Source organism: uncultured Nonlabens sp., from assembly GCF_947495285.1.
In the GTDB taxonomy this organism is placed as follows: Bacteria; Bacteroidota; Bacteroidia; order Flavobacteriales; family Flavobacteriaceae; genus Nonlabens.
Genome location: NZ_CANLXZ010000010.1, coordinates 54,017 through 69,561 on the forward strand (window position 1 = coordinate 54,017; position 15,545 = coordinate 69,561).

Consider the following 15,545-nt stretch of genomic DNA (forward strand, 5'->3'; position numbering starts at 1 on the left):
AGTAATGATAGAATTTTTAGAAAATATAGGCGATTACTTTTCCCAGCATTTCTTTGATGAAGATTTTCCAAAGAAAGTGTTTGATAAATCTGGTTATAGCGCAGACCACATTAAAGAGTTCACTAGCAAGGTGGCCCCTTTAAGTGAGAAGTATTACAAGTTTAAGAACGACTACTTAAACCTACGTAGAACCAAGGATAAAGTAAAAAGAACCCACGATTTCCATACAGAACTGTTACAAGCATTGGGCTACATTAATGGCGTGCGTGCTTATGATGAACCTGTAGTAATGGACGATAAAAAAATCATTCCAGTACGTTACAGATTCAACAAGAACGACAAGCCTTACCTGTACATAATGGAGATGCAACCTATGATTCAAGTAGGTGATGTAGATGCAGACGGATTGTATGAGCAAAGCTATATGAAGGACGATTGGGAGAAAGTTCTTCCTGACTCTTGGGATGGTTATGACATACGACCAGAGGTTATAAAAGAAGCGCTTTCAGAACTGTTTTTACTTCCAGAAGAAGAACGTCCTGTGTATTTGATAATGCTTGCTGGACCTAAAATATTTTTGATTCAGTATGAAAAGTGGAAGTTTGATAGTTATTTACTTTTTGACTTAGAAGAGCTTTTTACAGTAACTAAAACAGCTTCAAACAGAAATTTATTAGCCTTATTCTATGCGCTATTAGCCAAGAAGCAATTCATTTCAGAAACCGAAAGCATACTCGTTGGTCTTGAAGAAGATGCACATAAAGCGAGTTATGGCGTTACTGTTACCTTAAAAAGTGCCGTAATCTATGCGGTAGAAGAACTGGCAAACGAAGCTATTTATTACAAGTCATCACAAGCCAAAACCCTAGAAGCAAAAAAGGAAATCGTTACGTTACTCGACAATGAGAACTTTGCCAGAGAGCTTAAAGATGAATGCCTAGAAATGGTGTATCGTCTCCTGTTCTTATTCTATGCAGAGTCCCGAGCAGATCTTGAGATATTGCCTATAAAAGATAGCACGTATCAAAAAGGGTACAGTCTAGAAATGTTACGCGATCTTGAAATGGTAGCCTTAACTACAGACTCGTCTCGTAATGGTTATTTCTTTTCAGAAAGTTTATGGAAACTCTTTGATTTTCTGCATACAGGATCAGACTTAAAAGATGGTTTCCAGATGCGACCATTAGATTCTCCATTGTTTGATAATTCATCTTTAAAGCAGTTAAAAGGGATACAATTTCGCAATAAGATATTACAAGAAATTGTGGTGCGGTTATCACTTTCTGAACGCACAAAAAATAAAGGACGTGGTAGAATATCCTACTCTAATCTGGGTATTAACCAGTTGGGTAGTGTGTACGAAAGTTTACTATCGTACTCTGGTTTCTTTGCAAGAGAAGATCTCATTGAAGTTAAAAATGCAAAAGATAAAAACGGCTCTGAGGGCACATTCTTAGTACCTAAAATCAGACGTGATGATTTCAAGGAATCAGAGATTTTAAAGCACGAAGAATATCCAGATCAAGACATTATCATACCTAAAGGACATTTTGTATATCGCCTTAATGGTCGTGACCGTAAAAACTCAGCCTCGTATTATACGCCAGAAGTACTCACACAAACTACCGTAAAATATACACTTAAAGGTATTATTGAGCGTCTTAAATCTACTCAAGCTATTGTAGATGGCACAATTACAGGTGAGGCTTGTGCCGATGAGATTTTAAAACTTAAAATCCTGGAACCAGCAATGGGAGCAGCAGCCTTCCATAATGAGGTAATTAACCAACTAGCAGTTGCATATTTAGAGTTAAAAGAAAATGAAGAACAAGCAGCTGGTCGCAAGCGCATTACACCAGGTGTTTATAAAGACGAGTTGCAAAAGGTAAAAGCATACATCGCTGCAAATAATGTCTATGGTGTTGATTTAAACCCAACTGCAGTAGAGCTGGGTAAACTCTCTTTATGGCTTAACTGTATGCATCAGCATATGGAAACACCATTCTTTGCACACCGCCTTGGTGCTGGTAACGCAGTTGTTGGTGCTTGGTTAAAGGTTTATAACAGTAAAGATTGTTTAGAAGAATTTCCTGTATTAGCAAATGGTAAAATAGCAAAGAAACCTATCTCTAAACAATGGTGGGATAAAGCGCCTAAACGTGTAACGTGGAATAAAAAGGGTACGCTTTCGCGAAAGCAAAACCAAATCTATCATTTTCTATTACCAGATGATAATATGGTGCCGAGTTATGGTATCAAATTATTAAAAAATGAATTAACCGAAGTTGAAATAATTGCTTTTAAAGACTGGCGTAATGACTTTAAAAAACCATTAACCAGAGTTGAGTTAAATCGACTAGAAAAGATAAGTAATGTTATAGATTATTTACTGGAAGAACATTACAAACAGCAAATGGGTATGGTTAAAGATACTGCATCTGTGTACCAAGTATATGGGCAGCCTAATCCTCAAACGACCACTAAAGGCTATGACGAAAAAGAGCGATTAACAGATTCTCGTAAAGACCGTTCTGCTCCTTACTTTAAGTTAAAAATGATTTTAGACTACTGGTGTAGTTTATGGTTTTGGGATGTGCGCGATATTAGATTGTTACCTAATCGTACAGAATGGTATAACGAGGTAGAATCTATATTACAAATAGACAGTAACGAGCTGTTGGCTGATGGGGCTGCACAAGACATCAAAGACCAAATACGTAAAAAAGCAAAAGCAGGAACCCTATTTGACAATAGCGACCGCATTGAGAATATTGAACAGCTAGCACAACAGCATCGCTTTTTTCATAACGAGATTGAGTTTATAGAAGTCTTCTATGACCGTGGCGGTTTTGACGTTATCGTTGGCAATCCACCTTGGTTAAAACTACAGTTTGAAGAAAAAGGAATAATGGGTGAATCATTTCCTGAGTTAGAGATACGAAAAGTTGCTGCACCTAAAGTTAGAAAGCTGCAGGAGGAATTTCTGAATAATGAAATTCAAAAAGAAGCTTATTTCTCTGAATATATTGCAATAGAATCTGCTGCTAATTTTATGAATGGGTTTCAAAACTACCCTTTGTTGAAAGGTCAGCAAACTAATCTTTATAAATGCATCCTTGAAAATAATTTTGGTATGATTTCCAGTAACGGTTTTTTAGGAATCATTCATCCTGTAGATATTTTTAATGATCCAAAAGGAGAAAGATTTAGAGAGAAGGCTAATAAAAGATTAAGGTATTATTTTAACTTCCGTAATGAACTAATGCTTTTTTCAGAAGTATCTCATACTAGATTCTACGGAATTTGTATTTATGGAAATATCCAGAAAACACCAGATTTTTATGCAATAAACAACCTTTTTCATCCTTCAACTATTACATCCTCATTTTCTCATAGTGGAACTGGTCTTGTGCACGGTATGAAGGTAAGAGATGAAATATCAAGTAATTTTACTTGGAATACATTACCTCACAAGTCGCGTATTATTAATTTTAAGGAAAGAGAATTAAGAATTCTTGCTAAAACATTTGAGAATAGTAATGTTTGGGCAGGAACAAAGCTAGTGAGCGTTCATTCTCAAGAGTTAATCGAAATCTTTGATAAAATAGGAGAATTCAAAAGAACCGTAGACGATTATAAACATAAAACTAGTGAGTGCTGGCACGAAACAAATGACATTAACAATGGTTTTATAAAGAGAGAGACTAAAATCCCTGATACAAAATCATACGATATGATATATAATGGTCCTCACTTTTTTGTTGGCAATCCTTTATATAAAACGCCAAGGGAAGTTTGTTCTCAAAATTCTCATTACGATATTATAGATTTATCTCTTTACCAGAGACCTAAAGATTTTCAAAGAACAAATTACATCCCATTAAATGTAACCGAAGATTACCACCACTCCATCATTGGTTTTAAAAATGGAACTTATGAGGATGGAAGATCGAAATATGATAGTTGGTTTGATTATTATAAACTTGGTTTTAGAAAAATGATAGATATTAATACCGAAAGGTCTTTAGCTGGTGCGATTTTAGCTAGAGAGTCTTCTCACGTTAATGGTGTTATATCGATAATTTTCAAATCAGAGAGTCTTTTACTTGAATTAGCAGCTATATCTTCTTCTGTAATTTTTGACTTTTATTTAAAATCCATTGGTAGATCAAATTTATATGATCGAACCTTGAGGTCATTCCCTATGGGAGTAGATGAAATCTTTTTGAATCATTTATCTTCTCGTATCCTTTTATTGAATTGTTTGAATAATCAATATTCAGATTTATGGGAACGCAACTGGAACGATGATTTTAAAAAAGAAACTTGGAGCAAAAAAGACACTCGATTAAAACCTTTTAGTGCCTTAACTGAAGAATGGAAATGGGATACACCATTACGCAATTGGTTTGAGCGTAGACAAGCACTTGTTGAAATTGATGTAATTACTGCAATGGCATTAGGCTTATCCTTAGAAGAACTTATTTTAATGTATAATGTACAATTTCCTGTTTTGCAACAAAATGAAGATGACACTTGGTATGATACCACAGGCAACATTGTGTTTACGGTTTCTAAAGGATTAGTAGGTGTTGGTTTAGACAGAGGCGATTGGAACACTATCGCAGCTATGAAAGCTGGTCAAACCTATGAACATACCATTACTAAAAGTGAATTGTATTTAGATAAAGAAGTAACCTACCACGCACCATTTACAAAGTGCGACCGCGTAGAAGATTATAAAACAGCTTGGGCACATTTTGAGGCCATTTTTAAAACAGAAGAAGCAGTAGTATGATCACAGACAAAGATATAAAAAGTATTGCAGCTTCTGGAGAAGGTTACAATGCAGAATTCAAGGTACGTTTACCTAATAAAGTAAAAGAAGTAACAGAAGAAATATGCGCTTTTGCTAACGCATCTGGCGGTACCGTATTAATAGGTGTAGAAGATGATAATGTAATACAAGGCGCTACAATCGATAACGCAAAGCGTTCTGCCATTCAAAACAGTATTAGAGAAATTAAACCAACCCTTAATTGTGATGTATATGCTGTTGACGTAGACGGGAAAGAAGTCTGGGTTATAGAAGTGCCATCTGGCACTCAAAAACCCTATGCACTTAGTGGAGCTATTTACGTGCGTAATGGTCCTAATTCACAAAAAGTAATGGAGATTGAAGAAATGCGTGATTTTTTTCAGCAAGCAGATCGTATCTATTTTGATGAAACTCCGTGTCCAGCTTTTGACATTGCGACAGGTATTCATACAGAAAATTTAAACGAGTTTAAAGCAGAAGCAAATTTATCGAGCGCAGTACCTAACGAGCAAATATTTAGAAATCTAAAACTACAAGACCAAAACGAAGCGTTTAAAAACGGAGCGGTTTTGTTTTTCGGGAATGCTCCAGAGCAATACATTGATACTGCCTTGATACGTTGTGTGGCTTTCGACGGTAAGGACAAACGATACATCGTAGACGATAAAAAATTTACTGGACCATTATACGTACAATATAAAGAAGCGATTCAATGGTTAAAAAACAAACTAGATGTACGCTATGATATTGAAGGTACCACTGGGCCACGTGAGGAAGTCTGGGAAATACCACAAACAGTCTTTAAAGAGGTCATCGTTAATGCACTTGCGCACAGAGATTATTATGACAGAGGCGCAACCATTACCATAGAGCTTTTTGATGATCGTGTAGAAATTGCTAATCCAGGTGGACTGGTAAGTGCGGTGTCTTCTAAAGATTTTGGTAAGCGTAGCCACAGTCGTAATCCATTAGTATTTGGACTTTTTGCACGTATGCGTATGGTAGAGCAAATAGGTTCTGGTATAGGTCGTATTAAAGACCTTATGAAAGAGAATAATTTACAAGCACCACAATTTTCTTTTGATGGAATGTTTACCGTAACACTCACAAGACCTTTTGATTTTGAAAAATGGATTAATAAATGGAAAGAACAACTTACAGATACACGTATTACGATTTTAAGAGCGATTCACAATAACCCAAAAATGACTAAAACTGTAATAGCAGATTTAGCAAATATTGGATCAACAGCTTTAGATAATAATATGGAATATTTAAAAGATTTAGGTTTACTAAATCGAGAAGGAACAAAAGGTGGACGATGGATTCTCAACTATATTAATCCAGAAGTGGGTGAATCAGGTGGGTAAATAAATTAATTTGAGTTGCTTATAAACCTCTGTAAACATTGGTTTTACAATTAATCAGGTTGTTTTAGGTGGGTAAATCAGGTGGGTAAATAATTTTAGGATTAAACGCTGTTAGTCAGCTGTTTAAGTAATACTGCTTTTGTAAAGTGGGTAAAAAGAGTGGGTAAATAATGATAAAAATAACTAATAAGAATATATAGATGCTACCATTACTACAAGCAAACGAAATAAAACGTGCGGTGGTAGATTATCTAAGATCTACTTTCAACTTTGAAGATCCGTTACTGGATCAGTCTTTTGAAGATTTCCTTTTAAGTGAAAGAAGGGGAATGTTTAAAGGGCCATATATGCAGTTAAGACTGCCATTTGACAAGATTACTACAGATGGTGACAGAGACGCTTTCGCGAAAGCGTTATATGTAAAACCACCTTTTGATCCATATCATCATCAGTTTTTATCTTTTCTCAAATTATCTACACGTAACGACCATAAGCCCGAACCTGTAATACTAACAACAGGTACAGGATCTGGTAAGACAGAGAGTTTCTTGTTTCCATTATTAGATTATTGCTATAAACATAGAGATAAACCAGGAATAAAAGCAATTATCCTGTATCCTATGAATGCACTGGCAACAGACCAAGCACGTAGGATAGCAGAAGAGATTAATGATTTTAATAATGGTGAGTTAAAAGGAAAAATACGTGCCGGACTTTTTATAGGAGAAGGAAAAGATAAAAATGGAACTCGCGCTACGCGTATGGGAGAAGACCATATTATTGAAGATAGAGATACGCTTGTAAAGTCGCCTCCAGACATACTGCTTACCAATTTTAAGATGCTTGATTTTGCATTACTGCAATCAAGATTTCATAACCTATGGAGCCACAACTTTAAGAATACAGACCTTTTAAAATTTATAGTGCTGGATGAACTCCACACCTATGACGGCGCAAAAGGATCTGATGTTGCAAATTTAATACGTCGCTTAAAGCTAAAACTCAAGCTGCCTAAAGATCAAATTATTCCCATAGGAACATCTGCAACAATGGGTGGCGGAGATCAAGGGAAGCTAGAACTGGTAGATTTCTTTTCTAAAGTATTTGGAGTAAAAGTTACCACTGATGCTGTTATAGAAGAACAGCGTTTAGAGCCAGATGAATTTTTTGATGATAATATAGAAGAACCTATTATTGATGTTACCCAGATTCAAAATTGCACTTTTGAAGAAAACGATACCTACGATAGCTATTTAGAAAGACAATTGGTTTTTTGGAGTTATGCAGGCTTATCTCCTAAAGATTTAGGAGATGCACTCAAAAAAAACAAATGGTTTTTTGACCTGTTGAAAATTTCAAAATCTAAAGTAGTTGAAATAAAACCACTGCTTAGAAGGTGGCAAGAAAAAATAGGCCTTGAATTAGATGATAAACAGATTCATTTACTTTTTGGCTCTTTACTGGCGCTTATAACGTATGCTAAGGAACAATCTGGTTCAAAACAGTTTCCTTTTTTGTATCTGCAAATCACATACTGGTTACGTAGTCTATCCAAAATAGTACGTAAACTACAACCAACAGCAGTTTTTGAATGGGAAAGCGATATGAACCCTAACGATCCAGTAAAAGCTTTACCGCCATACTTTTGTAGAGAATGCGGTGGTAGTGGATGGATAGGAATCAAGAAAGAGCAAAACGCTCATTTTGAAGAAGACTTATCCAGAACACGCCAACAATTAATGGCGCACAGCCAGAACAAGAACTTATATTTTATTAGCAGTCTTGAAGAACGTGATTATCCAGAAGTTTATGCATCTGATTACACACACTCTGGAGATGCGATAGATGGATATTTACATCCACACTCGTTAAGTATTTACGATAATTATGAGAGTGATGAGTATTTCAAAATATTAGGGACACGTATTGTTGAAGGAAATAGAATAGATAAAATCTGCCCACATTGTAATTCTCGTAATACACTTGCACTTATAGGAACTGGTGTGCCAACCTTAGAATCTATAGCAACAGCTCAAGTACTTGCCACAGCGACAGATCCTACAAAAGATGGACAACGTAAATTACTTGCTTTTACTAATGGGGTTCAAGATGCAGCGCATCAAGCAGGTTTTATAGAAAATAGAAACTTCCGTTTCGGTATGCGTCACGCGATACAAGCGATATTAAAAGATGTAAAAGAACCTATTACACTACCACAGGTATATGATAGATTTATAGAACACTGGAAAGAACATTCTGACGATGAAGGAACAGGGAATTTAGAAGCCTATTATTACAAGTTTTTTCCGCCAGATTGTGAAGCGAGATTAGAAATAAGCGATTACAAAAATAAGGATGGAAAATTAAGCAGTGTTTTTGACAAAGAGTTTTCTAATAGAATGTCTTGGGAAATATGGTCTGAGTTCTCATATAGTGCGATGATAGGTCGTACACTTGAAAAAACAGGAGCATCTGCAACCTATTTTGATACCGAGTTAATGAGTGAGGTTTATGACCAAATGAAATATTGGTTAGACGAAAATCAACTTGGAACTGCAATTGATAAAGAGCCTTTTTTGAAATTCTTAAACGGTTTCTTACACAGGCTACGAACGAAAGGTGGTGTAGATCATAAATACCTGAAAAAATATAGAACAGAAAAAACGAGTTCCTATCTTTTAGGAACCAGAGGAAATGTTAACAAACAATACTTCTTGATGAAAAATTTTGGGCAATCGTCAAGACTACCCAAGTTTTTAGCTCTTGCAAGTGGAACAAATACTAAAGCTTTTGATGTTGTTCAAACGACTACTAAAGACAATTGGTTTAGCGCTTATTTTAAAAAATGCTTTCAAGAGATTATTCAGGAAGAAACGATTTTAATAAATGACTTTTACGCGCAATTATTAGATTATCTAGACGCAAATAAAATATTAGATAAACGTGTTGCAGCTGGAGTAACTAATTATGGACTATCTGAGGATAGTATTTATTTAAGTGCAGAAGTAGCACACTATGGATGCTCTAAATGTGGTCATCAAATCAATACAGGTGCAGTACAAGCTCCGTTAGTTGATGGAATGAAATGTTTACAATACCGATGTCAAGGCCAGTATAAAGTTGCAGAAAACACACCATTAGATTATTACCGTATGGTTTACAATCGTGGACGCTCATTACGGATTTTTGCAAAAGATCATACAGGACTTATTGATAGAAACGAGCGAGAAAAACTGGAATATGACTTTAAAAAACAACCCAAACAAAATAGTACCAACGTATTAGTAGCGACATCTACTTTAGAAATGGGTATTGATATCGGTGATCTTAACGTTACCTTTAACTCATCCTTACCACCAGAAACTGCAAATTATTTACAGCGTATAGGACGTGCAGGAAGATCAAGTGGTACATCAATGATATTAAATCTTGCAGGGCGTGATGCTCACGATTTGTATTATTTCCAAGACCCACAGGATATGATGAGTGGAGAAATTAAAACTCCAGCTTGCTATTTAGAAGCTAAAGATATTTTAAAACGACACTTTATGGCGTTTTGTTTTGATAATTGGGCAACACTTGATCCAGAGGAAAACAAAATACCACCGCTTATAAGAATGTTGAGATTGAAATCACTAAAACCAGGTGATCCAAATTTCTTGTTTCAGAAAATAGCATCGTATGTAGAAAGCAATAAAACGGTGTTATATGAATCGTTTGTTGATCAGTATAAGGATCAGTTAGGAGAAAAATCACTTAGTCTTGAATCTATATTTGAAGATTTGAGCTCTGGGCGATTAATTAATAGGCTAACACGTATTCATAAAGATTTATTAAGCGAATTAGATTACTATGCTGGCAAGGTAAAACAAGTAACTAAAAGACTTAAAAACTTACCAGAAACAGGTAATGAAACGATAATTCTAAAGAATGAGAAAAGGGCATTATCTAGTGCTATCCATAATATTAATAATCGTAATGTTATTGAGTATCTAACTAATGTAGGCGTATTGCCTAACTATGCTTTCCCTGAAACTGGTGTTACATTAAATGCCCAAATTAAAAGGAAGAAAGAAGTTGATGGTAAAACAGAATATAAATATGAGGATTTTAGCGAAATAGTTAGACCTAGTTCATCAGCGTTGACAGAGCTTGCTCCAGCGAATACTTTTTATTCTCAAGGACACAAATTAAAATCTGAAGGTTTAGAAATTAAATCACAAGAAGACTATGAAGAACATCGTTTTTGTAGCAATTGTGATCACGTGAAGAAAGAGATTGATGTAGAAGAAAATCAACAAACCCAATGTCCTATTTGTGGTCACGGTTCTTGGTCTAGTTTAAATAACAGGAAATTTCTCGTTAGACTTCAAGGAGTTTTATCGGTTAACGATAAAGAACGTTCCAAAATCACAGACTCTTCAGATGATAGAGAGCGTAAATTTTATCAAAAATCGGTACACATAAAAATTAATCATTCTTCTTCTCAAGGTGCTCACGTTTTAAAGAGAGTACCATTTGGAATTGAATTTTTTCAAGACGTAGACTACTTAGAAATAAATACTGGTATTAGAGAAGAAGGTTTCTTCGGTACCAGAGAGATTGAAATTAATGGAGCAAAGCATCCGCAGGTAGGTTTTGTCGTATGTAAGACCTGTGGAAAATCAACAGAACGCCCATTAACAGCAAGGGAGATAAACAATAGAGACAGAGCCTATCATTTTCCGTATTGTTCTAATCGAGAAGCGCTTTATGAGGATGCAATCGATGATGTTTTTAATGAGATTTATTTGTATCGTAAATTCAATACCGAAGCCTTATCTATTCTTCTTCCCATTGAAGATTTTAGATCTGAAGAACGTATTGCCTTATTTAAAGCAGGTCTTCAATTAGGTTTAAAAGAATACTTTAAAGGTCGTCCAGATCATATCTTAATTAGAGAAAATGAGATATTCAATAAAACGACAAATAGAAAGGATAGATACCTCGTTTTCTATGAAACTATTCCTGGAGGAACAGGATATCTATCTAAGCTTTTTGATACCACTGTTTTTACAAAAATTTTAGAAAAAGCGTATGAACGTATTGCTTTCTGTTCTTGTAAGCAGGAAGGGAAAGATGGTTGTTATAGGTGTATTTACACTTACGGAAATCAATATGAGAGAACCATTTTAAGTCGTTCTGAAGCTGAAGAACTATTCTCTAATATCTTAGAAAAAACGGATGAATGGAATAGTATAGAAAGCCTTCAAAATGTAAGTACATTCGGCAATAATGAAGAGTCTGATTTAGAATGGAAGTTTGTAACGCTTCTTGAAGATTTTGCGAATAAATTTCCAGGATCATCTTTTAAGCCAGATAACGAAATGGGGCTTAAAATTTATAAACTTAAACTCGTTTACTATGGTAGCGAAATTGTCTATAAAGTATATCCCCAAAACTTACAAAGGTGGCTTTTTGGAATCGATAAGAAAACACGTCCTGATTTTGTTTTAAAATGTGTGGGACTCACTAAGGATGGAAAGAAGTCTACATTAGATGAAATCGAAACCATCAAGGATATTGTAATCTATCTTGATGGTTATGAGTATCACGCAAGTAAAAATAATAGCGAGCGATTCCCCAAAGATTTAGAAATTAGAAACAGCATTATAAAGTCTGGTAGATATAATCAATGGATATTTACTTGGAGCGATTTTACAGAGTCTATTTTTAATGATAAGGATGCCATAGGTTTAAATTTTATTAGCAAAGGCGCAACTGATTTAAGGCAAAACGAGAAGTTTATTAAAGAGAAGTTTTTCCTAAAACATCCTAAGTTTAAAGGCTATGATTTAAAAGACTTTTATTACAACAACAATGCTACACGGTTTTTTCAGCTCGTTATAAATCCAGTCACAATAGTTGATAATAAAAACTGGTCAAGTTTAGTTGTTTTGGCTCCTAAAAGTGGAAGTTTAAATGATTTTTATTCAATGACTAGTCTTGAAAAAATAATAGAGAATAAGAGTTTAAATGACATAAACACGGATGAGCCTAATTTATCAAATTATGTTTATGCTGATAGCATATTACTAAAAGATGAAGCTACTTTTGGCCTGTTTATTCGCCCTAAAGACTTTGAACTGAAAGGCTATGGTTATTACAAAACAGTTCCGTTTTGGGATAAAGATAATTGGGCTTTATTCTGGAGGTTCTACAATTTAACGCAATTTCATAATCTACAGGTGCATTCTTTTGATAAAGAAACCAAAAAAGAGACGCCAATATCAGAAGGTGCTGTAAGCGAAAAGATACTGCTTAACTTCTCCGAAGAATTACACGATATAGTCAAGCTACTTGCTAAGAATGGTTTTGATTTTAATGCAGACACAGATTTTGATTTGATGGATAATGATGTCATTTTAGCATCTGCCGAATTAGGCTCTCACGATAAAAAATTAGTTGTGAACCCATTTGACTCAGAATCAGAAGAAATATTTATAAAAAATGGATATCAGGTTTTTACTCCTGACAATTTTAAATTAGAAAAATAAGATGAATCACGCCATAAAACTGTTTATACACGACTCATTTTTTGATGCTTTCTCTGTTCTTCCTCGAAAGATACAGAAGAAAACTAGGGAGTTTATGAAGAAATTCAAAGAAGACCCTAAGTCAAGTGCTATCAACTATGAGAAAATAAATACATTCAAAGATCAATCACTTAGAACAGTCAGAATAGATCAAAAATACCGTGCTATTATTCAAGCTCCAGAAGAAGGTAATGGGTTTCATTTACTTTGGGTAGACAATCACGATGAAGCAATGGATTGGGCTGAGAATAAAGTTTTTGAATGGAATGCCAGTACGCAGTCATTTCAAATGTATGACCGTCCTAAAACTCAACCTAAGTCTGTATCTTCTGACATTAAAGTAAAGGATTCCACGCTACTTTATACATCATATTCAGACGATCAATTAACAAGTATAGGTGTACCTAACGACCTTATTGAATTAGTGAAAAGTATTGAGCGTGTAGATCACTTAGAAAGCTATGCGTCTAATCTTCCATCAGACGTTTATGAATATCTATACTATCTATCTGAAGGTATTTCTATTGATGATATATTAGAAGAAATAGAAGCTGGTAAAGTTGCTGATAACGAAACACTGAGTCCTAATGCTCAAAAGAATGTATATGTACTTACTGACGATAGTGAGCTTGAAAATATTTTGTCTGGAGACTTTGAAAAATGGAAGTTATTCCTTCATCCTTCTCAACGTTCTATAGCTTATGGAGAATTTAAAGGACCATTAAAAGTTACGGGAAGTGCAGGTACAGGTAAAACTGTTTGTGCATTACACAGAGCCAAGTACTTATCGCAAAAATTAGAATCATTTGACAAGCCAATACTTTTTACAACATTCACAAAAAGCTTAACGCAATATCTAAGTACCGTAACTGAAAAATTTAGCATACCTGATAGTGAAATAGTAATTTCAAATATTGACAAATTAATTTTTGAATTAGCTCGTGATTTTAAAGTGATAGATGAAACGTCAGGAATGATTAATAGCACTCAAGAGCTAGAACTATGGAAAGAGATTATTGAATTTAATCCCTCTACATTTGACGAAAACTTTCTGCAAAATGAGTATAATGATGTGATTTTAGCAAATTCCGTAAAATCAGTTAAGGAATACTACAAAACGTCGAGAGTTGGTCGTTCTGTTAGAATTGGTCGTCAAGACAAGACTCAAATTTGGGAGCTTTGCGAAGAGTTTGTCAAAACAAAAGAGTCTAATTACACTAAGTTTGAGTTATGTAATTTATTAATCGCACATTTCAGAAGTACTGTTGAAAAACCTTTCTCTCACATTATTTGCGACGAAATTCAAGACTTTTCAAACCTTGAATTATCACTATTAAGAGTATTAGTAAATGAGAAAGAGAATGATTTGTTTTTGGTTGGTGACCCATTTCAAAACATTTATGGAAGAAAAATTAATTTCTCTAAGTCAGGTATTCACATCCGTGGTCGTAGATCAAGAAAATTAAAAGTGAACTATCGAACTACCGAAGAAATAAAAAAGAAGGCTGTTAGCATATTATTAGATACACAGTATGATGATTTTGATGGAGAGAAGGAAACGAATACAGGATACGTTAGTCTAATGCACGGTTCAGATCCTACGTATCAAGTTTTCTCAAGTCCCGAAGAGGAAGATCAGTATATTTCTGAACAGATAGAAAAGTTACTAAGTAATGATAATGTTAACCCAAGTGACATCTGTATCGCAAGCAGAACAAATCGATTAGTTGATGAAAGCAAAAAAATGCTTAACGAGATTCAACAAAAGTACACAGATATAAAGGCTACAATAAGACCAAGTGAATCAATAATAGTATCAACCTTTCACAATTTGAAAGGACACGAGTTCAAACATTTATTTGTTAGAGGTTTTAGTAAGGACTATGTGCCATTTAGACATCCTGGTTTTGATGTTTATTCAGATATCCAGAAAAAGGAATATCTTAAGCAAGAGAAATCTCTTTACTATGTAGTTTTTTCAAGAGCAATTCAAACGCTAATGATTACAGGTGTTGGCGAAAAGTCAGATTGGATATTTGAGTAACTCAGAATTAACATATTGCAACAGAATAAAAATTTTGATTTTCAAAATAACAAGATACCGTTATCCTGCGTGTCTATGTAAATTCCCTGAAAATGCTCAAATGATGGATATATGCGAACGGTATAAAAAAGTAGTGTAGTCTATGAATGACAATTTAATAAATGAAACTGTAAATCAATTATTAGATTTCAACACTTCAAAGCCCTTGTCTCACTATGTTACTTTTAATGGAAATAAGATAAGGTACACTAAGGTTCCTAAAGAGAAAAAGGGACTCTATGCTTTTTGGTTGCTGAATAATGATCGTGATGTAGAGAAACTTAATAGGTTATTAGAAATAAAAGGACCAGGTAACGAGCTTTACCCATTTACTTGGGACTGGAATGTGAATGAAAAAAGCATATTAGTTTATGTCGGCAAAACAACTACGTTTAAGAGCAGATTGGCGCAACACTTAAAACTAAAAACTTTTAATTGGGAAGTGCCAGAAGACAAAACAAGTCCATATAAATCTACAACGTCCTGTCAATTAAGAAGCGGTATTGAGCATTTACTTAGTGGAAATACCCAACCAACTAATCTTGGATTAGATTTTATTAGAGACAGAATCCGAGTTTCGTATATACCATTAGACGGTTTAGGAAATCGATTCTTTGCAGAGGATCTTGCTATTGGTAAAGGTAAGCCTTGGTTTAATGTAGATTCAGAGCGTTAAGGGTCTAAATCGTTCATTATAA

Annotated in this window: 5 protein-coding genes; all 5 read left to right on the forward strand. The window is 34.6% G+C overall.

Annotated elements, in window-relative coordinates; genetic code table 11:
- The first annotated feature begins 4 nt into the window (after positions 1-4).
- The 5 genes from Q0838_RS05915 to Q0838_RS05935 all read left to right on the forward strand — a co-directional run bounded on the left by Q0838_RS05915 (position 5) and on the right by Q0838_RS05935 (position 15,523).
- Positions 5-4,798, forward strand: a complete 4,794-nt coding sequence (locus Q0838_RS05915) for a hypothetical protein (protein ID WP_298952345.1) — start codon at positions 5-7, stop codon at positions 4,796-4,798.
- The gene (locus tag Q0838_RS05920) at positions 4,795-6,189 is read left to right on the forward strand and encodes an RNA-binding domain-containing protein (protein ID WP_298952347.1); all 1,395 of its coding nucleotides are present in this window, start codon (positions 4,795-4,797) and stop codon (positions 6,187-6,189) included. Before Q0838_RS05915 ends, Q0838_RS05920 begins: the two co-directional genes overlap by 4 nt.
- A gap of 200 nt (positions 6,190-6,389) precedes the next feature.
- Complete coding sequence (locus tag Q0838_RS05925) at positions 6,390-12,725, forward strand: DEAD/DEAH box helicase (RefSeq protein WP_298952348.1); 6,336 nt, start codon at positions 6,390-6,392, stop codon at positions 12,723-12,725.
- Positions 12,726-12,819: 94 nt separating this feature from the next.
- A complete protein-coding gene (locus Q0838_RS05930; protein ID WP_298952349.1) occupies positions 12,820-14,808 on the forward strand; it encodes a UvrD-helicase domain-containing protein in 1,989 nt (662 codons plus the stop codon).
- A 142-nt stretch (positions 14,809-14,950) separates the two neighbouring features.
- Positions 14,951-15,523: a hypothetical protein gene (locus tag Q0838_RS05935; protein ID WP_298952350.1), complete on the forward strand. Its 573-nt coding sequence runs from the start codon at positions 14,951-14,953 to the stop codon at positions 15,521-15,523.
- Positions 15,524-15,545: the final 22 nt, after the last annotated feature.

Coding starts and splice junctions, on each gene's coding strand:
- Q0838_RS05915 (WP_298952345.1), top strand. CDS start 5: ATGATAGAATTTTTAGAAAATATAGGCGATTACTTTTCCCAGCATTTC.
- Q0838_RS05920 (WP_298952347.1), top strand. CDS start 4,795: ATGATCACAGACAAAGATATAAAAAGTATTGCAGCTTCTGGAGAAGGT.
- Q0838_RS05925 (WP_298952348.1), top strand. CDS start 6,390: ATGCTACCATTACTACAAGCAAACGAAATAAAACGTGCGGTGGTAGAT.
- Q0838_RS05930 (WP_298952349.1), top strand. CDS start 12,820: ATGAAGAAATTCAAAGAAGACCCTAAGTCAAGTGCTATCAACTATGAG.
- Q0838_RS05935 (WP_298952350.1), top strand. CDS start 14,951: ATGAATGACAATTTAATAAATGAAACTGTAAATCAATTATTAGATTTC.